At 67.9% G+C, this 17,216-nt stretch carries 20 protein-coding genes; 13 read left to right on the top strand and 7 right to left on the bottom strand.

Annotated elements, in window-relative coordinates; genetic code table 11:
* Positions 1-63: 63 nt before the first annotated feature.
* The gene (locus IEY88_RS14160; RefSeq protein WP_189155148.1) at positions 64-549 is read right to left on the bottom strand and encodes a DUF4396 domain-containing protein; all 486 of its coding nucleotides are present in this window, start codon (positions 547-549) and stop codon (positions 64-66) included.
* Positions 550-712: 163 nt separating this feature from the next.
* Here IEY88_RS14160 and IEY88_RS14155 point away from each other — a divergent pair, with 163 nt between their 5' ends.
* The 9 genes from IEY88_RS14155 (at position 713) to IEY88_RS14115 (ending at position 7,544) form a co-directional block, all read left to right on the top strand.
* Positions 713-1,090, top strand: coding sequence for a DUF6153 family protein (locus IEY88_RS14155; RefSeq protein WP_189155147.1), 378 nt, complete (start codon positions 713-715; stop codon positions 1,088-1,090).
* Between the two features lie 52 nt (positions 1,091-1,142).
* On the top strand, positions 1,143-1,754 hold the full coding sequence (locus tag IEY88_RS14150; protein WP_189155146.1) for a DUF305 domain-containing protein: 612 nt from the start codon (positions 1,143-1,145) through the stop codon (positions 1,752-1,754).
* Positions 1,755-2,127: 373 nt separating this feature from the next.
* Positions 2,128-2,409: a metal-sensitive transcriptional regulator gene (locus IEY88_RS14145; protein WP_189155145.1), complete on the top strand. Its 282-nt coding sequence runs from the start codon at positions 2,128-2,130 to the stop codon at positions 2,407-2,409.
* 36 nt (positions 2,410-2,445) lie between these two features.
* A complete protein-coding gene (locus IEY88_RS14140; protein WP_189155144.1) occupies positions 2,446-2,655 on the top strand; it encodes a heavy-metal-associated domain-containing protein in 210 nt (69 codons plus the stop codon).
* A gap of 11 nt (positions 2,656-2,666) precedes the next feature.
* On the top strand, positions 2,667-3,605 hold the full coding sequence (locus tag IEY88_RS14135; RefSeq protein WP_189155143.1) for a DUF8832 domain-containing protein: 939 nt from the start codon (positions 2,667-2,669) through the stop codon (positions 3,603-3,605).
* 31 nt (positions 3,606-3,636) lie between these two features.
* A complete protein-coding gene (locus tag IEY88_RS14130) occupies positions 3,637-5,877 on the top strand; it encodes a heavy metal translocating P-type ATPase (protein ID WP_189155142.1) in 2,241 nt (746 codons plus the stop codon).
* A gap of 58 nt (positions 5,878-5,935) precedes the next feature.
* The gene (locus IEY88_RS14125) at positions 5,936-6,106 is read left to right on the top strand and encodes a hypothetical protein (RefSeq protein WP_189155141.1); all 171 of its coding nucleotides are present in this window, start codon (positions 5,936-5,938) and stop codon (positions 6,104-6,106) included.
* Positions 6,107-6,252: 146 nt separating this feature from the next.
* A complete protein-coding gene (locus IEY88_RS14120; RefSeq protein WP_189155140.1) occupies positions 6,253-6,615 on the top strand; it encodes a BlaI/MecI/CopY family transcriptional regulator in 363 nt (120 codons plus the stop codon).
* The gene (locus tag IEY88_RS14115) at positions 6,612-7,544 is read left to right on the top strand and encodes a M56 family metallopeptidase (RefSeq protein WP_189155139.1); all 933 of its coding nucleotides are present in this window, start codon (positions 6,612-6,614) and stop codon (positions 7,542-7,544) included. Before IEY88_RS14120 ends, IEY88_RS14115 begins: the two co-directional genes overlap by 4 nt.
* An 89-nt stretch (positions 7,545-7,633) precedes the next feature.
* Here IEY88_RS14115 and arsM read toward each other — a convergent pair whose 3' ends face one another.
* Entirely contained in the window at positions 7,634-8,521 is an 888-nt protein-coding gene (gene arsM, locus IEY88_RS14110) for an arsenite methyltransferase (RefSeq protein ID WP_189155138.1), read from the bottom strand.
* Between the two features lie 80 nt (positions 8,522-8,601).
* Between arsM and IEY88_RS14105 the strand changes: the two genes are divergently transcribed.
* Together IEY88_RS14105 and IEY88_RS14100 are read left to right on the top strand one after the other, a co-directional pair.
* Positions 8,602-8,952, top strand: coding sequence for an ArsR/SmtB family transcription factor (locus IEY88_RS14105; RefSeq protein WP_189155137.1), 351 nt, complete (start codon positions 8,602-8,604; stop codon positions 8,950-8,952).
* Between the two features lie 135 nt (positions 8,953-9,087).
* Positions 9,088-11,154 (top strand): PhoX family protein, encoded by a 2,067-nt coding sequence (locus IEY88_RS14100; protein ID WP_229693365.1) that lies wholly within the window; start codon positions 9,088-9,090, stop codon positions 11,152-11,154.
* An 87-nt stretch (positions 11,155-11,241) separates the two neighbouring features.
* Here the strand turns inward: IEY88_RS14100 and IEY88_RS14095 are convergent, their stop codons facing one another.
* Positions 11,242-11,877 (bottom strand): arsenate reductase ArsC, encoded by a 636-nt coding sequence (locus IEY88_RS14095; protein ID WP_189155136.1) that lies wholly within the window; start codon positions 11,875-11,877, stop codon positions 11,242-11,244.
* On the bottom strand, positions 11,874-12,560 hold the full coding sequence (locus IEY88_RS14090; protein ID WP_189155135.1) for an arsenate reductase/protein-tyrosine-phosphatase family protein: 687 nt from the start codon (positions 12,558-12,560) through the stop codon (positions 11,874-11,876). The genes IEY88_RS14095 and IEY88_RS14090 overlap by 4 nt, the downstream gene beginning before the upstream one ends.
* Before the next feature lie 196 nt (positions 12,561-12,756).
* Between IEY88_RS14090 and IEY88_RS14085 the strand changes: the two genes are divergently transcribed.
* Positions 12,757-13,404, top strand: coding sequence for a TetR/AcrR family transcriptional regulator (locus IEY88_RS14085; RefSeq protein WP_189155134.1), 648 nt, complete (start codon positions 12,757-12,759; stop codon positions 13,402-13,404).
* Between the two features lie 183 nt (positions 13,405-13,587).
* Complete coding sequence (locus IEY88_RS14080; protein WP_189155133.1) at positions 13,588-14,511, top strand: NmrA family NAD(P)-binding protein; 924 nt, start codon at positions 13,588-13,590, stop codon at positions 14,509-14,511.
* 337 nt (positions 14,512-14,848) lie between these two features.
* Here IEY88_RS14080 and IEY88_RS14075 read toward each other — a convergent pair whose 3' ends face one another.
* The 3 genes from IEY88_RS14075 to IEY88_RS14065 are packed head-to-tail and all read right to left on the bottom strand — an operon-like array spanning position 14,849 to position 17,185.
* Positions 14,849-15,814 (bottom strand): ArsO family NAD(P)H-dependent flavin-containing monooxygenase, encoded by a 966-nt coding sequence (locus tag IEY88_RS14075; protein ID WP_229693364.1) that lies wholly within the window; start codon positions 15,812-15,814, stop codon positions 14,849-14,851.
* 4 nt (positions 15,815-15,818) lie between these two features.
* Positions 15,819-16,895 (bottom strand): ACR3 family arsenite efflux transporter, encoded by a 1,077-nt coding sequence (gene arsB, locus IEY88_RS14070; protein ID WP_308425977.1) that lies wholly within the window; start codon positions 16,893-16,895, stop codon positions 15,819-15,821.
* Positions 16,892-17,185, bottom strand: coding sequence for an ArsR/SmtB family transcription factor (locus tag IEY88_RS14065; RefSeq protein WP_229693363.1), 294 nt, complete (start codon positions 17,183-17,185; stop codon positions 16,892-16,894). Before IEY88_RS14065 ends, arsB begins: the two co-directional genes overlap by 4 nt.
* Positions 17,186-17,216: the final 31 nt, after the last annotated feature.

Genomic DNA, 17,216 nt, shown 5'->3' with positions numbered 1-17,216 from the left:
CCACCCCTGCAAACGAAAGATCTGGAGGACTGTGGCCGCGAAGTCCTCGCGGCCACAGTTCACTCAGTGCTGGTGATGGCCTTCGTGGCCGTCACCGTGGTACTGGTGCACCACCGCGTGTCCCTTGCCGCGCGAGATCAGCCAGCGGTTGACCGGGACCGTCACGACGAATGCCACAGCCAGCGCGAAGGCGAGGCTGACCCAGAACAGCCAGCTGGCCAGGCCCGCCTCCATCGCACCGGGCACGAGGAGCATCACCGCGTTGTCGACGATTTCCATGACGGCGATCGACACGGTGTCGGCGGCGAACGCGACGCCGATCGCGGCACGCAGCGGCAGGCCGGACTTGAGCACCGGACGGATGGTGAGCGCGTAACCGAACACGAAGGCCAGCGCGACCGCGAGCGCGATGGTCGACAGGGCGGACCAGCCCAGCGCCGTGCCGATCACCATACCGAGCACCTCGCCGATGGCACAGCCGGTGAGGCAGTGCAGCGTCGCCGATATGGCCAGTTTGGTCAGACTCTGCTGTGCGCTGCCGTGCTCCATAACTTTCCCCTTCAAGCCTGGGTACCCCTGGGGGGTATCTCGGCGAGCACGCTACGCCTATACCCCCTAGGGGTGTCAAGACTGATATGAGTGATCGAGGTGAACCAGTTGCGACGGTCACCCGTAGAGGACGTTGATGGAACCTACTAGGTACGGTAGTGGCATGAACGGGAGAGCGCAGCGAACAGTGGCCCAGTGGGCCCTGTTCTGCCTGCTCGTTCTCGGCGTTGTCGGGATGCATCACGTCAACGTGGGCACCGAAACCCCCGGCGAGCACGCATCTGCCGCGGCCAGCCCCCACGGTGACCACCAAGCGCCGGACGAGCCGGAGCCCACACCCGCACACGACATGTTGCACATGTGCATGGCGATCCTGTGCGCCGTGGCGTCGTTCCTTCTGCTCGGCTGGCTGCTGCTGCACCTGATCCGTCCGTCTGACGAACCGGCGGCGCCCGCTCCGGCATGGTCACGTGCACCTGCCAGACCGCCCCCTCGCTACGGCCGTTGGCTGCTGAACTCGTTGTGCGTGCTGAGGCTGTGATCGACACCGGTTCTCCGGACGGTCAAGTTCCCAGCACAGAAAGTTGCACACGATGAAGAAGTCCCTAATTGGTTTCGGCGTCGCCGGCGTAGTGGCGGTCGCGCTCCTCGCGGGCTGCGGCAGCGGCAACGACATGGCGGGCATGCAGCACGGCTCGACCACGACGCCGCCGTCCTCCACGGCCGAGCAGGACGGCCACAACGAGCAGGACGTCAAGTTCGCGCAGGACATGATCGGGCACCACCAGCAGGCGCTCGACATGGCGGCGATGGTCCCGGGCAAAAGCACGAACCCGAAGGTCACCGACCTCGCCAAGCGCATCGCGGCGGCACAGGACCCCGAGATCAAGACGATGACCGAGTGGCTGACGGAGTGGGGCGCCGCTCCCGCCTCGACGTCGATGCCGGGCATGGATCACGGCTCGGGCCACGGCTCCATGCCGGGCATGATGACGGCCGAGGAGATGGCGAAGCTCAACGGCGCCACCGGCGCGGAGTTCGACCGCATGTGGCTCGACATGATGATCAAGCACCACCAGGGTGCCGTCGAGATGGCCAAGACGGAGCAGGAGAAGGGCGCCAGCGCCGACGCCAAGAAGCTGGCGCAGGACATCATCGCCGCTCAGCAGGCGGAGATCACCGAGATGCAGGCGCTGCTCAAATAGAGCTGAAACGCTGAATGCCGGACGGAGCGCGTGTAGCAATCCGTCCGGCGTTTCGCTGGCCGTGACAGGAAGTCCAGCAAGGCGCGCTGGCGGGGATCCATCCGCCTCTACTACGACAAACAGTAGTTTTGCGCAGTCACTGCGTGCTCCAGAGGAGTTCGTCGCGCCGGGCAACCTCGAATGCAATGCCGAACGACTACCTGGCTGTGCCTGATCGGGCACCGAGCGTCACCTCGCGTCGTATACCCCTAGCCCGTATCGCCGAACTCCTTGCAAACCCATACCCCCCATGGGTATAAAGATGGCAAGCGCCCATCGTTCCCCCGGTCATCCACGACCGGCCGCGCGGTGGACCGATCGACAGGAGCGGTAGATGCACGGCTACACCAGCAACAAGGAAGACCACCTGCGGCGGTTGCGGCGCATCGAGGGTCAGGTGCGCGGACTGCAGCGGATGATTGAGAACGACGAGTACTGCATCGACGTCCTCACCCAGATCTCCGCCGCCACCAGGGCGTTGCAGTCGGTGTCGCTCAACCTGCTGGACGAGCACCTCAAGCACTGTGTCAGCCAGGCCATCACCGAGGGCGGCACGACCGCGGACGAGAAGATCGCCGAGGCCACCAATGCCATCGCCCGTCTGGTCCGCTCCTGATTCCGAACGTTTCGAACCACATCTGAGGAGCACCTGATGTCCGAGTCCGTCTTCACCGTCAGCGGCATGACCTGCGGGCACTGCGTCAGCTCGGTGACCGAGGAGATCGGCCAGATCGGCGGCGTGCAGAACGTGGCCGTCGAGCTCGACAGCGGCAAGGTCACCGTCACCAGCGACCAGCCGGTCGCCGAGGACGACGTCCGCGCCGCAGTCACCGAGGCCGGCTACACGCTGGTCAGCAGCTGAGGGGCAGCCAGATGAACACCGCCACGAAGGTGGCCGCCTACGCGGGTGTGCTGGCGATCGTCTTCGGCGGCGCATGGGCTGCCGGCGCCGCCGCCGGACCGTTGGGCGGGCCGGCAACGCCGGACACGATGGAGCACGGCGCCGAGCAGTCCGGCTCAGCTGACAGCAAGGCTGAAAGCAAGCTCCCACCAGGACTTTCCGTTGCGGACAACGGTTACGTGCTCGACCTGGCGCAGAACACCCTGCCCGCGCGGACACAACAGACGTTCAGCTTCAAGATTGGAACGGTCAGCGGTGACACCGTGACCAAGTTCGACGTGGAGCACGAGAAGAAGCTCCACCTCGTGCTGGTGCGCCGGGACGGCTCCGGCTTCCAGCACGTGCATCCGGAGATGGCCGGGGACGGCACCTGGTCGGTTCCGCTCACTCTTCCCACAGCCGGGAGCTACCGCGTGTTCGCGGACTTCAAGCCCGAGAACGGCGTGAAGACCACGCTGGGGGCGGACGTCCAAGTTGCCGGCACGTACAAGCCGCAGCAGTTCACCAAGGACTCTCGCGAGTCCGCGGTGGATGGTTACGTCGTCCGGCTGTCCGGCGACCTCACTGCGGGCGCCGAGTCCACCGTGACCACCACGGTCACCAAGGACGGCGAGCCGGTAACGGACCTGCAGCCTTACCTCGGCGCGAACGGCCACCTGGTCGCGTTGCGCGCGGCCGATCTCGCCTACCTGCATGTACACCCGCAGGACGGACCTGGTGCGGGGCCTGAGGTGAAGTTCGCGGTCGAGGTACCCACGTCGGGCCGGTACCGGCTGTTCCTGGACTTCCAGCACGAGGGCAAGGTCCGCACGGCGAGCTTCACGCTCGACACCACTGGCTCCGCACCCGCGTCCGCACCAACGACCGCCACGCCCACGCCGACGGACGACCACGGTGGTCACGGTGGCTGAGCACGAGACCCTCGCAGAGGAGGCGCGTTCCATGAGCTCACCGGCAAGTGAGATCGAACTGTCCATCGGCGGCATGACCTGCGCCTCCTGCGCCGCGCGCATCGAGCGCAAGCTCAACAAGCTCGAAGGCGTGCAGGCCACCGTGAACTACGCCACCGAGAAGGCTCGGGTCAGCTTCCCCGAGTCGCTGACCGCCGCGGACCTGGTCGAGGTCGTCGAGAACACCGGCTACACCGCAGAACTCCCCGCTCCCCCGCAGTCGGACGTGAAGGTCGAGGAGGACGACCCGACTCGCCCTCTGCGCCAGCGACTGATCACCTCGATCGTGCTGAGCGTGCCGGTGATCGCCCTGGCGATGATCCCGGCGCTGCAGTTCACGTACTGGCAGTGGTTGTCACTGACGCTCGCCGCGCCGGTCGTGGTGTGGGCCGCGTGGCCGTTCCACAAGGCCGCGTGGACCAACCTGCGGCACGGTGCGGCCACGATGGACACGCTGATCTCGCTCGGTGTGGGTACGGCGTTCGCGTGGTCGCTGTACGCACTCTTCTTCGGTACCGCAGGCGTTCCGGGCATGACCCACGGCTTCGACTTCACCGTCCAGCGCGCGTCGGGCTCGGGCAACATCTACCTCGAGGTCGCCGCCGGCGTCACGACGTTCATCCTCGCCGGACGCTACTTCGAGGCACGGTCCAAGCGCCGCGCCGGTGCGGCTCTGCGTGCCTTGCTCGAACTCGGGGCCAAGGACGTCGCAGTGCTGCGGGACGGGCGCGAAGAGCGCATCGGTGTCGACGAGCTGCGGGTCGGCGACCGGTTCGTCGTCCGTCCCGGCGAGAAGATCGCCACCGACGGCGTGGTCGACGAGGGCAGCTCCGCGGTCGACATGAGCATGATCACCGGCGAGTCCGTGCCCGTCGAGGTCGCCACCGGTGACGCCGTCGTCGGCGCCACGGTCAACGCGGGCGGACGGCTGGTGGTGCGTGCGACTCGGGTCGGCGCGGACACGCAGCTCGCGCAGATGGCCAAGCTCGTCGAGGACGCGCAGAGCGGCAAGGCCGAGGCGCAACGGCTCGCCGACCGGATCTCCGCGGTGTTCGTCCCGATCGTCATCGCCCTGTCCGGCGGCACGCTGGCGTTCTGGCTGGGTGCCGGTACGGGTGCCTCGGCGGCCTTCACCGCCGCTGTGGCGGTGCTGATCATCGCCTGCCCGTGCGCGCTCGGCCTGGCCACACCGACGGCGTTGCTGGTCGGGACCGGTCGCGGTGCCCAACTGGGCATTCTGATCAAGGGTCCCGAGGTGCTGGAGTCGACCCGTCGTGTTGACACGGTCGTGCTCGACAAGACCGGCACGGTCACGACCGGCCAGATGAGCCTGGTCGAGGTGCACGCCGCTGACGGTGTCGACGAGAAGCAGGTGCTGCGCCTGGCCGGTGCTCTGGAGCACGCTTCCGAGCACCCGATTGCCAAGGCCATCGCCACCGGTGCCACGGAACGGGTCGGAGCACTTCCAGCGGTCGAAGGCTTCCAGAACCTGGAAGGCCTTGGCGTGCAGGGTGTCGTCGGCGAGCACGCCGTCCTGGTCGGCCGCGCCCGGCTGCTCGAAGAGTGGAGCGTCCGGCTCGGCGAAGACCTCGTCACCGCGAAGAAGGAAGCGGAGGACAAGGGTCGTACCGCCGTGCTGGTGGCGTGGGATGGCGAGGCTCGCGGTGTGCTGGTCGTGGCCGACGCGGTCAAGCCCACCTCGGCCGAAGCGATCGCCGGACTGCGTCAGCTCGGTCTGCGGCCGGTGCTGCTCACCGGTGACAATGAGGCCGTGGCGCAGGCTGTGGCCGCCGAGGTCGGCATCGACGAGGTGATCGCCGAGGTTCTGCCGGCGGACAAGGTCGAGGTGGTCAAGCGGCTGCAGGCGGAGGGGCGTGTCGTGGCCATGGTCGGCGACGGCGTGAACGACGCTGCCGCACTCGCGCAGGCCGACCTCGGGCTCGCCATGGGCACGGGCACGGACGTCGCCATCGAGGCCAGCGACCTCACGCTCGTGCGCGGCGACCTGCGCGCGGCGGTCGACGCGATCCGCTTGTCGCGGCGCACGCTCGGCACCATCAAGGGCAACCTGTTCTGGGCCTTCGCCTACAACGTCGCTGCCCTGCCGCTGGCCGCGCTCGGCCTGCTCAACCCGATGATCGCCGGAGCCGCGATGGCGTTCTCCTCGGTCTTCGTCGTGAGCAACAGCTTGCGCCTGCGGGGCTTCCGCAGCGCGAACAAGCAGACCGTCTGATCCGTGGTCCGGCTCGCGCATCCGCGAGCCGGACCACTTCCACGCTGAGGGGGCAGTCATGCAGGACAGCTATGTCACCAGGGCGGGCGCGAAGATCGCCTACGAACTCACGGGATCCGGGCCACTTCTCGGCTACGCCCACGGCGTCTTCCTCAGCCGCGCGGCCGTGCTGCGGCTTCACCTTCTCGACTTCGACACCCTCTCGCGGTCTACAAGCCGCGCGGCGTGACAGGGCTCAGGATCTGAGGGCCTGCAGCGGGGGTCGCCTCCAGCACCTCAACGGCATCCTCCGCCTTGACAGGCGAACAAGGGAGTTCAGGTTCAAGACCCTCTCGCTGGGCAGGCATACTCACCGTTGCGGAAAGGGTGTGATCGATGCACGGGCTCGGTGAGCTGGAAGCGGCGGTGATGGACGTGCTGTGGCACGCCCGCGAGCCGCTCAAGGTGCGTCAGGTGCTGGAACGGCTCGACACCGGCAAACAACTCGCCTACACCACCGTGCTCACCGTGCTGGACAACCTGCACCGCAAGGACTGGGTGACACGCGAACTCGAGGGCAACGCCTACCGATACCAGCCCACGATCACCCGCGCCGAAGCCGCCGCGAACGCCGTGCGAGACGTGCTCATCGCCTCCGGCGACCCTCAAGCCGCGCTACTGCACTTCGCACAGTCCGCGACCGCCGAAGAGTCGGCGGTACTGCGCCGCGCACTGCGCAGGAAAGCCTCCGGACGATGACAGTCGCCCTGGCGCTGCTGCTCGGGTCCGCCGCAGCGGGCTGGCTGGCGCCGCGCCTGTTGTGGCGAGTCAGCGACCCCGTGGTGGCCCTGGTCGCGTGGATCGCCTCGATCGCCGCCGTGGTGATCACCTCGACCGTGGCCGTGGTACTGCTCGTGCTTCCCGAGCACGGTCTCGGCGTTCTCGACACCCTGCACCACTGCTGGGACTCCGTGCGGCATGGCACCACGCCGACGATCGAGGTGATCAGCGGCCTGACCGGTGGCGTACTGCTGACCTCGCTCCTCGTCCGGCTGGTGGTCGTCGGCGCCCGCAGCACCCGTCAACATGCCCGCGCTCGCCAGGAACACCTTTCGATCCTGCGCGTCGCCGGACGACGACAAGCCGGCCCGCACCCGACCGTGTGGCTCGACCACGACCGTCCCCTGGCGTTCAGCCTCGCGGGCAAGCCCGGCGTCGTCGTTGCGACGGAAGGACTGCACCGCCATCTGACCCCCAGCCAGGTCGACGCCGTGCTCGACCACGAGCGAGCCCACCTCGACGGTCGCCATCACCTGCTGGTCGCCGCCGCGGACGCGGTAGCCGCCACACTCCCAGTCCTGCCACTGTTCACACGAGCGGCAACGACGATCCGCGAACTCGTCGAGATGGCCGCCGACCTGACCTCCGCACGCACACACGGCGTCGAAACCGTCCGCGAGGCACTGATACGGGTGTCCCGCCACGGAGTTCCGAACTCAGCACTCGCGATGAGCAGAGACGCGCTGGGAACGCGGCTCGACCGCCTGCAACGACGGCGCCGGATGCCGAACCGCACCCAAAGGCTGCTCTCCTGTGGGATCGCCGGCATCACCGCCGCAGCGCTTCCGATCGTTACCGCGTCCGCAGCGCTGACCGCAGTGATGCTGCTGGCATGTCCATCGAGCTGATCATCTTGTCAGCACCTCGGCGGCCCCACCTGGCGAATCCGGCGAGCACGACCGTCAACGGTAAGCCTGTCCCTGATGCCGAATACAAGTCACTGACAGCCACATCCGGCAACGGACTTCGCTTCGGCCGCCGTGACGCCCGGTTCGACCGACCGCTCAGTCGGCGTGCAGCACGCGCTAACCCCGCAACATGACGTTTCACCCTGTGCCGCAACAGATGCGGCCGCCGATTCGATCGGCTTGGTCGCGCGCACGATGGCCCCGTGCATGCCGTCAGCGGCCTCGAACGTCGGGGTGATCTCGATGTTGGTGAACCCGGCGGCTCCGAGGCCCTCGCGGTACTCGGCGAAGGTGAGTGCTCCGGCGATGCAGCTGACGTAGGAGCCGCGTCCGGCTCGCTCCGCAGGCGTGAGGTGGTCGTCCGCGACGACGTCGAAGATACCGAGACGGCCGCCGGGCCGCAGGACGCGGAAGGTCTCGGCGAACACGGCGGGCTTGTCGACGGAGAGGTTGATGACGCAGTTGGAGATCACGACGTCGATGGTGTTGCCGGGCAACGGGATGGCTTCGATGTTGCCCTTGAGGAACTCGACGTTGGTGGCGCCTGCCTTGCCGGCGTTCGAGAGCGCCAGCGCCAGCATCTCGTCGGTCATGTCCAGGCCGTAGGCCTTGCCGGTCGGGCCGACACGGCGTGCGGACAGCAGGACGTCGATGCCACCGCCGGAGCCCAGGTCCAGCACCCGCTCGCCCTCACGCAGCTCGGCAACCGCGATCGGGTTGCCACAACCCAGTGAGGCGGCGACCGCTTCGGCGGGCAGTTCGTCACGCTGGGCTGCCGGGTAGAGCGTTGCGCCGAAGGTCTCGTCGACCTCCACAGCTTGCCCGCTGCAGCACCCGGCCCCACCTTCGCTGACGGCGATAGCGGCTGCGGCGTAGCGGGCTCGGACGGTCTCGCGCAGTTCGATCTGCTCGCTCATAAATGGCACTCCTCCAGGCTGTATCGAAGTTTGTCTATGTCATGTTTGCACTGGAGGCGAAGGCGAGTCAATATTGAAGTATGTCGAACCAAGGCGAGGGCTGCTGCGAGCCGCTGTCCGAGGAGCCGCTCGCCAAGGAGCAGGCCGCGGAAATGGCGACGGTGTTCAAGGCGCTCGGCGATCCCGTGCGCCTGCGCCTGTTGTCGCTGATCGCATCGCGGCCGTCCGGCGAGGTCTGCGTCTGCGAACTGACGCCGGCGTTCGAGCTCTCGCAGCCGACGATCTCGCATCACCTCAAGCTGCTGCGCCAGGCGGGCTTGGTCGACTCGGAGCGCCGCGGCACGTGGGTCTACTACCGGGTGCGCCCGGAGACCACGGACCGGATGTCCGCACTGCTGGCCAGCGTGAGCAGAGAGCGCACTCCGGCGTAGGTGGAGCAGGGTTCGCCTGCTGTTCACGTTCGCTTCGCGTGCGAACCGGGAGCACCACCTAGTGTCCTGGATCGACATAAACCGATCTACGCGTTCGGCTCATGTCGTTCCCGAACGGACTCGCATGGAGGTACCGTGCCGCCGCGTCCCACCACGGACCAGCGAATCATCCCGCTGGCCCTGGCGTCGACCAATCACGCCGGGCGTTCTGCCCTGACCTGCCGCTACCGCTGCGGCGACGCCTGCTTCCACGAGGCGCCCAACACCTCTGACAACCCCTACCTCGGTGACGTGATCACGAGCGCGGTCTCTCGTCGCTCGCTGCTCAAGACCACGGCCGTGCTGTCGCTTGCCGCTGCCGGAACCGCCGCGGTCGCCGTACCGGCGGCGGCGGATGTCGAGGCCGATCTGCGCCTCGGCGGTGGCCGTGGTGCTCGTGGCCTGCGCTTCGAACCGGTGGCGCACAACAAGCTCGACGCCGTGGTCGTGCCGCCTGGCTACTCGCAGGACGTCGTGATCCGCTGGGGTGACGCGGTTCTGCCGGGCGCGCCGGCGTTCGACGCCGCCAAGCAGACCGCTGCCGCGCAGGCGAAGCAGTTCGGCTTCAACGTCGACTACCTCGCGCTGCTGGAGCTGGACCATGACCGGCTCGTGCTCGTCGCGAACCACGAGTACACCAGTGAGCAGGTGATGTTCGCCGGGTACAGCGCGGCCAACCCGACTCGCGAGCAGGTCGAGATCGCCTGGGCCGCGCATGGGCTGAGCGTCGTCGTGCTCGAGGACCACCGAGGCAAGCTCTCCCCGGCCAAGCACCGCCTCAACCGGCGCGTCACGGCCACGAGCAAGCTCCAGTTCACCGGTCCCGCAGCGGGAAGCGCGTTCCTCAAGACGTCCGCGGATCCGGCTGGGCGCACGGTGCTGGGCACGCTGAACAACTGCGGTGGCGGCGTCACGCCGTGGGGCACGGTGTTGTCCGGCGAGGAGAACTTCAACCAATACTTCGGCAACGCCGATCTCGTCACCGACCCGGACACGAAGGTCCGCCTCGCCCGCTACGGCTTGCGCGGTTTGGCGAGTGAGCGCAAGTGGGAGCGGTTCGACAAGCGCTTCGACGTGGCGCAGGAGCCCAACGAGGTCAACCGGCACGGCTGGGTCATGGAGATCGACCCGTTCGACCCGGACTTCGTGCCGCGCAAGCGGACCGCGCTGGGCCGGTTCAAGCACGAGGCTGCCGAGCCGCGGCTCACCCCTGACGGCCGCGTCGTGCTGTACATGGGTGACGACGAGCGGTTCGACTACTTCTACAAGTTCGTCTCGAAGAACCGGATGAAGCGCGGGCGCAGCGAGTCGGCTCGCCGGCACAACCTGACGCTGCTGGACGAGGGCACGCTCTACGTCGCCAAGTTCACCGGCGACAGCCCTGCCGCCGAGATCGACGGCACCGGCAAGCTGCCCTCGGACGGCGCGTTCGACGGCACCGGCGAATGGGTCGCACTGGCGAGCGGGAACACGTCGTTCGTGCGGGGTATGACAGCCGCCGAGGTCTACGTCTTCACTCGCCTCGCAGCCGACAAGGTGGGCGCGACGAAGATGGACCGGCCCGAGGACGTCGAGCCGCACCCGGACAACGGGACCGTCTACATCGCACTGACCAACAACTCCGACCGCGGCGTGGCAGGCAAGGCGGCGCCGGACGAGGCGAACCCGCGCACCCGCAACAGGCACGGCCAGATCATAGAAGTCATGGAGTCGCGCAACAATGCGGCGGCGACCAGCTTCCGGTGGCGGTTGTTCCTGGTGTGCGGTGACCCGGCGGACCCGAGCACGTACTTCGCCGGGTTCCCGAAGGACCAGGTGTCGGCGGTGTCGTGCCCGGACAACCTGGCGTTCGACGGCCACGGCAACCTGTGGATCGCGACCGACGGCAGCGCGCTCGGCTCCAACGACGGCCTGTTCGGCGTAGCGGTCGAGGGCCGGTATCGCGGTCAGGTCAAGCAGTTCCTCACGGTGCCGATCGGCGCGGAGACGTGCGGGCCGATCATCGAGGAGCGGCGGATCATCGTCGCGGTGCAGCATCCAGGCGAGATCGACGGCGCGACGGTCGAGAAGCCGGGATCGACATGGCCCGGCGGTCCGGGCACGATCGCGCGACCGTCCGTGGTCGCGGTGCGCCGATCCGATCGAGGCAGGATCGGCGACTAGGACTCGGCTACCGATGGCCGGGATCGGTTAGTGGGAACGACTGACCAAGCGGGGACCGTCCGGTTCGGACGGTCCTCGCTCCCGTTGTCAGACGCGGGCCTCGACCCCGAGCTCGTCGAGCAGGCCGCGGACCCTGAGCTCGATCTCGTCACGCACGGGGCGCACGTCAGCGACGTCCTTGCCCGCAGGGTCGTCGAGCGTCCAGTCCAGATAACGCTTGCCGGGGAACACCGGGCACGCGTCGCCGCAGCCCATCGTGACGATCACGTCGGCGGCGCGAACGATCTCGTCGGTCCACGGCTTGGGGAACTCGCGGGAGATGTCGATGCCGCGCTCGAACATGGCTTCCACGGCCGCCGGGTTGATCTCGTTGCCGGGCTCGGAGCCGCCGGACCAGGCCACCGCGCGGTCGCCGGCGAGGTCTTCGAAGAAGCCGAGCGCCATCTGGCTGCGGCCGGCGTTGTGCACGCAGAGGAAGAGCACGACCGGCTTGTTGTCAGTCACGTGGCCTTCGACCTTGGCCAGGGCGTGCAGGCGCTGGCGGGCGAACCGTTCGGCCAGCAGCGGCAGATAGTTCGGGATGGTGCTGTTCGAGGCGAACTGGTCGTAGCTGGTGCTCAGGAACCGTTCGATGGTCTCGGTGCCGAAGATGCCGTGGAACTGCTGCCGCAGGCGGCTAGCGGCGGTCTTGAGGGCGAGTTGCTGGTCGATGCTCAGTGTCATCGGTCTTCTCCAAGCTGGTGAACGACGGGGGCCAGCCGGTCGACCCGGTCGGCGAGATCGAGATAGGCGTGTTCGAAGGCGTCTTCGGTGCCGACGCGGGCCGGGTCGGGAACCGACCAGTGCAGGCGCTCCAGGTCACCGAGCTGTTCGTGGGCGTTGTCGCAGACGGCGACCACGAGGTCGTCCGGCCGCAAGATGTCCTCGACATGGGCGGTGTCCGCGCGGGCGAGCGGGATGCCGTGGGCCTCGGCGGTCGCGACCGCGAGCGGGTGCACTCCGTCCGCGGGCTTCGTGCCGGCGGAGGCGGTGGGCACGGCGCTGCGCTTCTTCCACAGCGCCGCGGCGAGCTGGGAGCGCGCCGAGTTGTAGGTGCAGACGAACACCACGCGTGGCGCTGTTCGGTTTCCGGCCGGGCCGAGCCCGGTCAGCGCGTCCGCGCGCAGCCGCAGGTAGTTGCGGCGCTGGTCTCCCTCTGAACGAATGCGCTCCAGCACACCCGCCTGTTCGAGCAGCTTCACGTGATGTGCCAGCAGGTTGCTGGGCAGGCCGAGTTCGCGACCGACCTCGCTGGGCGAGGCGTCGCCGAGAAGCAGCCGGTCGACGATCGCCAGCCGTGCAGGTTCGCCGAGCACCGCGTGCAGACGTGCCCGCTCCACCACCGAGGAAGACCACTCAACGTTCATTGAGTCAATGATCGTTGAGTATTTCGGCGAAGTCAAGGCTCGGCGGACACTCCGCTCCTCTCGCTGACAAGCCGTTCGCGACTGGCAGCGTTATCGCCGGTCCGGTGAAGTCAGCCATGTCCACGAAGAACCCTGACGCGGCGCGGGCGTACCCACCCGGCAACGCCAAACGGTTACGCGCAGTACGGTCGTGTGTATGAGCAGGCCTGTCCGACCAGTTGGGCGCCAGCGTCCCGGCGGCGCCTTCGGGCCCGTCCGCGACGAGGCGCGAGACGCCCGCATTGTCGAGGCGGTCTTGGACTTGATCTCCGAAAGTGGGTACGCGGATCTCACGATGGGGGCGGTGGCCACACGCGCGAAGGTCGCCAAGGCCACCGTCTACCGTCGCTGGTCCTCGCGCGAGGACCTGGTCGCCGACGCCTTGGAGAGCATCATGCTGTCCCCGGCGCCAGACGAAGAGGCGACTGCCGCGACGCTGCGTGACGACCTGATCGCCACGCTGGCGCGCAGCTCCGGGTGCCTCGAGCCTCAGGGCCGCCGCTTCACGGCGTTGCTGGCGGCCACGGCCGCTTCCCATCCTCAGATCACCGACACCCTGCGGGAGCGCTACATCGCCGCCCAGCGGCAGGGGATCGCGGCGTGCCTGCAGCGCGGCCAAGGACGTGGGGAGATCGCCGCGGACACGGTCGAGCGCCTGTTGTCGCCGGGCAGGCTGGAAATCGACGCGGTCATCGCCGTCCTGTTGCAGCAGGAAGCATTGCTCGGCGCCGTTCTCGACGCTGAGGGCGTCGCACGCCTGGTGGACCAGGTCCTGCTTCCCCTCATCAGCACCCACACGACCTGAAGCCGTCACCACCGGCTCCATGCGGGCCACTCCGCGTCGTTGACGGCCCGACCACCGACCGTGCTGGAAGACACAGATCGTCAACTCGATACGACCTAGACTCGATACTGTATCGTCTCTAGTTGTCAGGCTGACGCGCCCGACAACCTCCGAGAACGTGCCGTACTAAAAGGAAGGCGTATCGTGTCACGTCAAGACAAGGCGAAAGTGCTGGTCACCGGGGCGACGGGGATGCAGGGCGGCGCTGCCGTTCAGGCACTCCTGCGCGCGGGCCACCCCGTGACCGCGTTCGTGCGCAACCCGTCTTCGGTCCCCGCCCAGGCGCTTGCCCGGCAGGGCGTCGCCCTTGCGACCGGAGACATGGACGACATCGCATCCCTTGAGGCTGCCACTGCCGGACACGACGTGGTCTTCTCCGTGCAGCTGGCGGGCGTCGACCCGGCCGATCCCGGCGCCGAGCAGCGCAAGGCCCGCAACATCGCCACCGCGGCCAAGCGGGCCGGCGTCACCCAGATCATCCACACATCCGTGTCGGGGACCGGCTGGCGAAGCCAGCACCCCGGTTACGAGCTATCCGACCTGATGAAGGCCTATTGGGACGAGAAGGAGGCTGCGGAGGACGCGATCCGGCAAGCGGGCCTGGAGCGCTGGACCATTTTCAAGCCCGCCTACTACATGGACAACTTCCTCCCGGCCAGGTGGGACACCCAGTCCCTCGGCCTGTCCGAGGGCAAGCTGATCACCGCTACGAGCCCACAGGCCGTGATGGCGCTCATCTGCTCGGACGACTTCGGAGCAGCCGTCGCCGCCGCCGTGGCCGACCCCGCCAAGTTCCACGAAGCCGAGATCGAGTTCGCAGGCGACGCCCTGACCTACCCCCAGATCGCAGACACCCTCTCCAAGACCACCGGCCGCGAAACCACCGCCATCTTCCTCTCATGGGAGGAACAAGAGCAGCGCATCGGCGCACCCTCGGCGGACAGCCAGATCTGGAACAACCGCGTCGGCTACCCCGCACGCCCCCACCACGCCGCCCACTACGGCCTGACCACCACCACCTTCGAGCAGTGGGCAGCACAGCAGGACTGGCGCCTCCCAGCCGCCTGAACTCCAGGCAGCCCTCCAGCTCCACCAGCGCAGCGGTGTTTCCGGCGGCGCCCCGCCACCGGGAACACCATCTCCCGCCCGAGGACGACCATGTCCAATACCTTCCGCAGCAGCACTGTGCCCGCGGGCACAGGACACCCACTGCGGAGCTACCTTCGCGAACGTCGCCCAGCTCTGCAGCGCTTACAACGCCAGGGACCTCTACGTCCCGTATCGGCTGATGTCGACACATGTGCACCCCACAAACGGGTGATCCAGGTGACTCTCGCGATCAACAGCCTGCTGAGCAACGAAATCCTGGCCGCCGCGATCGGCGAAGCTCAGGAACGGCTTGGCCTCACGATCGAGCGCCCAGAGCTGCGCTGATCCTCGCCACGGTGGCCTTCGCGGTAGGTCCCACGCCGATCAATGTCGCGGACGCGGCGCCCGTCCAACCGCCGTACCCGAGCAGGTGCACGCACGGCTCCCCCACGGCTGTCGTGCCGTCCATCGCAACGCGGCCGCGGTCGTCGCGCAGCCGCAGTGGTGCGAGGTGTCCAAGCGCAGGCCGGAACCCAGTGGACCAGATCACGATGTCGGCTTCAGCGAGGAGGTCGTTGTCCATCGGCGTCGCCACGAGCAGCCCGCTGTCCCGAGCCTCTCGAACCGGCGGCACCGCCACGATGTCGCCGAGTTCCCCCACGCCACCCGCGCGTCGGCTGGCGATGTCGAACAGCGCCTTGCCGTCGATCTCGTCCGGCAGGTACCGCGGCGGACGACGAGTCATCCACGTCACCGACGCGTGCGGGACCAGGTCGGCCGCGATCTGCGCGCCGGAGTTGCCGCCACCGACCACGGCCACCTTCTGCCCCGCGAACTCCAGCGGGTCTCGGTAGTCGACGGTGTGCAGCTGGCGGCCGGGCAGGTCCATCAGCGGCCGGAACGGCCGCCACCACGTACCGGTCGCGCTGATCACGTGCCGCGTAGACCAGGCTCCGGAATCGGTGTGCACCAGCAGCTCGTCGCCGTCGCGGCTCACCGAGCTCACCACAACGGGCCGCTGCACGGGAACGTCGTACCGCTTTTCATACGCGATCAGGTAGTCGACGACGTGCGCAGCGGTCGGGTAACCGTCCGAGAAGGCCGGCATCGGCCAGCCGGGCAACGAGCTGTGGCGCGCGATCGAGAACAACCGCAACGAGTTCCACCCATGCGGCCACGCCCCGCCAGGAATCGGCTGCGCGTCGAGCACCACATAGGACAGACCAGCGCGGCGCAGGTAGTAGGCGGCGGCCAGTCCAGCCTGGCCGCCGCCGATCACCACGACATCAGACTTCAGAGCGTGCCACCCAACGTCGCCGCAGCCACAGGCTCACGTACACGAGCCCGACCAGCACCGGCACCTCGATCAGCGGGCCGACCACGCCGGCCAGCGCCTGCCCGGAGGTCACGCCGAACACGCCGATCGCGACGGCGATGGCAAGCTCGAAGTTGTTGCCGGCAGCGGTGAACGCCAAGGTCGTCGTCCGCTCATAGGACAACCCCGACGCCTTGCCCAGCGCGTACGAACCCGCCCACATGATGGCGAAGTAGACCAGCAGCGGCAGCGCGATCCTGACGACGTCCAGCGGGCGGTTCGTGATGGTCTCGCCCTGCAGCGCGAACAGGATGACGATCGTGAACAGCAGGCCGTACAACGCGATCGGGCCGACGCGCGGCAGGTACTTGGACTCGTACCACTCGCGACCCTTGGAGCGCTCCCCCAGCTTGCGGCTGAGGTAGCCGGCCAGCAGCGGGATGCCGAGGAAGATCAGCACGGACTTGGCGATCTCCCACGCGGAGAAGTCCACCGAGGCGGTGTCGAGGCCCAGCCAGCCCGGCAGCAGGTCGAGGTAGAACCAGCCGAGCACACCGAACATGATCACCTGGAACACCGAGTTCAACGCCACCAGCACCGCGGCGGCCTCGCGGTCGCCGCAGGCGAGGTCGTTCCAGATGATGACCATGGCGATGCAGCGCGCCAGGCCGACGATGATCAGGCCGGTGCGGTACTCGGGCAGGTCCGCCAGGAAGATCCAGGCCAGCGCGAACATCAGCGCCGGGCCGAGCACCCAGTTGAGCACCAGCGACAGCACCATAGTGCGCTTGTCGCGGGTGACGGTGTCGAGCTTGTCGTAGCGAACCTTCGCGAGCACCGGATACATCATCAGCAGCAGGCCGAGGGCGATCGGCAGCGAGACTCCGTCGACCTTCACCGCCTCCAGGACGCCCTGCAGACCAGGCACGAAGCTTCCGAGCGCGAGCCCGGCGACCATGGCGAGGCCGATCCACGCCGGCAGCCAGCGGTCCAGGAAGGACAGCCGGTGCAGGACGTCCTGCTCCGCCGTCGGGTTGGTGGTGCTCAACAGGGCCTCCTGGCATCGGAGTCGGCGCGGTCGGCCAGCTCGGTCAAACTGCCCGCGATCCGACGCAGGGCGTCGGGGCGAAGCCGGTAGTACGTGAAGCGCCCGCACGGCTCGGTGTCGACGAACCCGGCCTCGCGCAGCACTTTGAGGTGGTTCGACACGTTCGTCTGCTTGGCGCCGGTTTCCTCGACGAGGTGGCACGTGCACAACGCCTCGCCGGCCAGCAGCTCCAGGATCTTGGCGCGCAGCGGATCGGCGAGAACCTTCAACACATCAGCATCGAGTGACATCAGTCGGGAATGATACATCAGCCCGGCCTGA

The organism is Lentzea pudingi, from assembly GCF_014646255.1.
GTDB classification, from domain to species: domain Bacteria; phylum Actinomycetota; class Actinomycetes; order Mycobacteriales; family Pseudonocardiaceae; genus Lentzea; species Lentzea pudingi.
Note: the sequence above shows the minus strand (reverse complement) of the source record. Positions and strands in the feature narration are given on the sequence as shown.

Bases quoted from the DNA above. Each gene is read 5' to 3' on its own strand.
- IEY88_RS14160 (WP_189155148.1), bottom strand. From the start codon at position 549: ATGGAGCACGGCAGCGCACAGCAGAGTCTGACCAAACTGGCCATATCG.
- IEY88_RS14155 (WP_189155147.1), top strand. From the start codon at position 713: ATGAACGGGAGAGCGCAGCGAACAGTGGCCCAGTGGGCCCTGTTCTGC.
- IEY88_RS14150 (WP_189155146.1), top strand. From the start codon at position 1,143: ATGAAGAAGTCCCTAATTGGTTTCGGCGTCGCCGGCGTAGTGGCGGTC.
- IEY88_RS14145 (WP_189155145.1), top strand. From the start codon at position 2,128: ATGCACGGCTACACCAGCAACAAGGAAGACCACCTGCGGCGGTTGCGG.
- IEY88_RS14140 (WP_189155144.1), top strand. From the start codon at position 2,446: ATGTCCGAGTCCGTCTTCACCGTCAGCGGCATGACCTGCGGGCACTGC.
- IEY88_RS14135 (WP_189155143.1), top strand. From the start codon at position 2,667: ATGAACACCGCCACGAAGGTGGCCGCCTACGCGGGTGTGCTGGCGATC.
- IEY88_RS14130 (WP_189155142.1), top strand. From the start codon at position 3,637: ATGAGCTCACCGGCAAGTGAGATCGAACTGTCCATCGGCGGCATGACC.
- IEY88_RS14125 (WP_189155141.1), top strand. From the start codon at position 5,936: ATGCAGGACAGCTATGTCACCAGGGCGGGCGCGAAGATCGCCTACGAA.
- IEY88_RS14120 (WP_189155140.1), top strand. From the start codon at position 6,253: ATGCACGGGCTCGGTGAGCTGGAAGCGGCGGTGATGGACGTGCTGTGG.
- IEY88_RS14115 (WP_189155139.1), top strand. From the start codon at position 6,612: ATGACAGTCGCCCTGGCGCTGCTGCTCGGGTCCGCCGCAGCGGGCTGG.
- arsM (WP_189155138.1), bottom strand. From the start codon at position 8,521: ATGAGCGAGCAGATCGAACTGCGCGAGACCGTCCGAGCCCGCTACGCC.
- IEY88_RS14105 (WP_189155137.1), top strand. From the start codon at position 8,602: ATGTCGAACCAAGGCGAGGGCTGCTGCGAGCCGCTGTCCGAGGAGCCG.
- IEY88_RS14095 (WP_189155136.1), bottom strand. From the start codon at position 11,877: ATGACACTGAGCATCGACCAGCAACTCGCCCTCAAGACCGCCGCTAGC.
- IEY88_RS14090 (WP_189155135.1), bottom strand. From the start codon at position 12,560: ATGAACGTTGAGTGGTCTTCCTCGGTGGTGGAGCGGGCACGTCTGCAC.
- IEY88_RS14085 (WP_189155134.1), top strand. From the start codon at position 12,757: ATGAGCAGGCCTGTCCGACCAGTTGGGCGCCAGCGTCCCGGCGGCGCC.
- IEY88_RS14065 (WP_229693363.1), bottom strand. From the start codon at position 17,185: ATGTCACTCGATGCTGATGTGTTGAAGGTTCTCGCCGATCCGCTGCGC.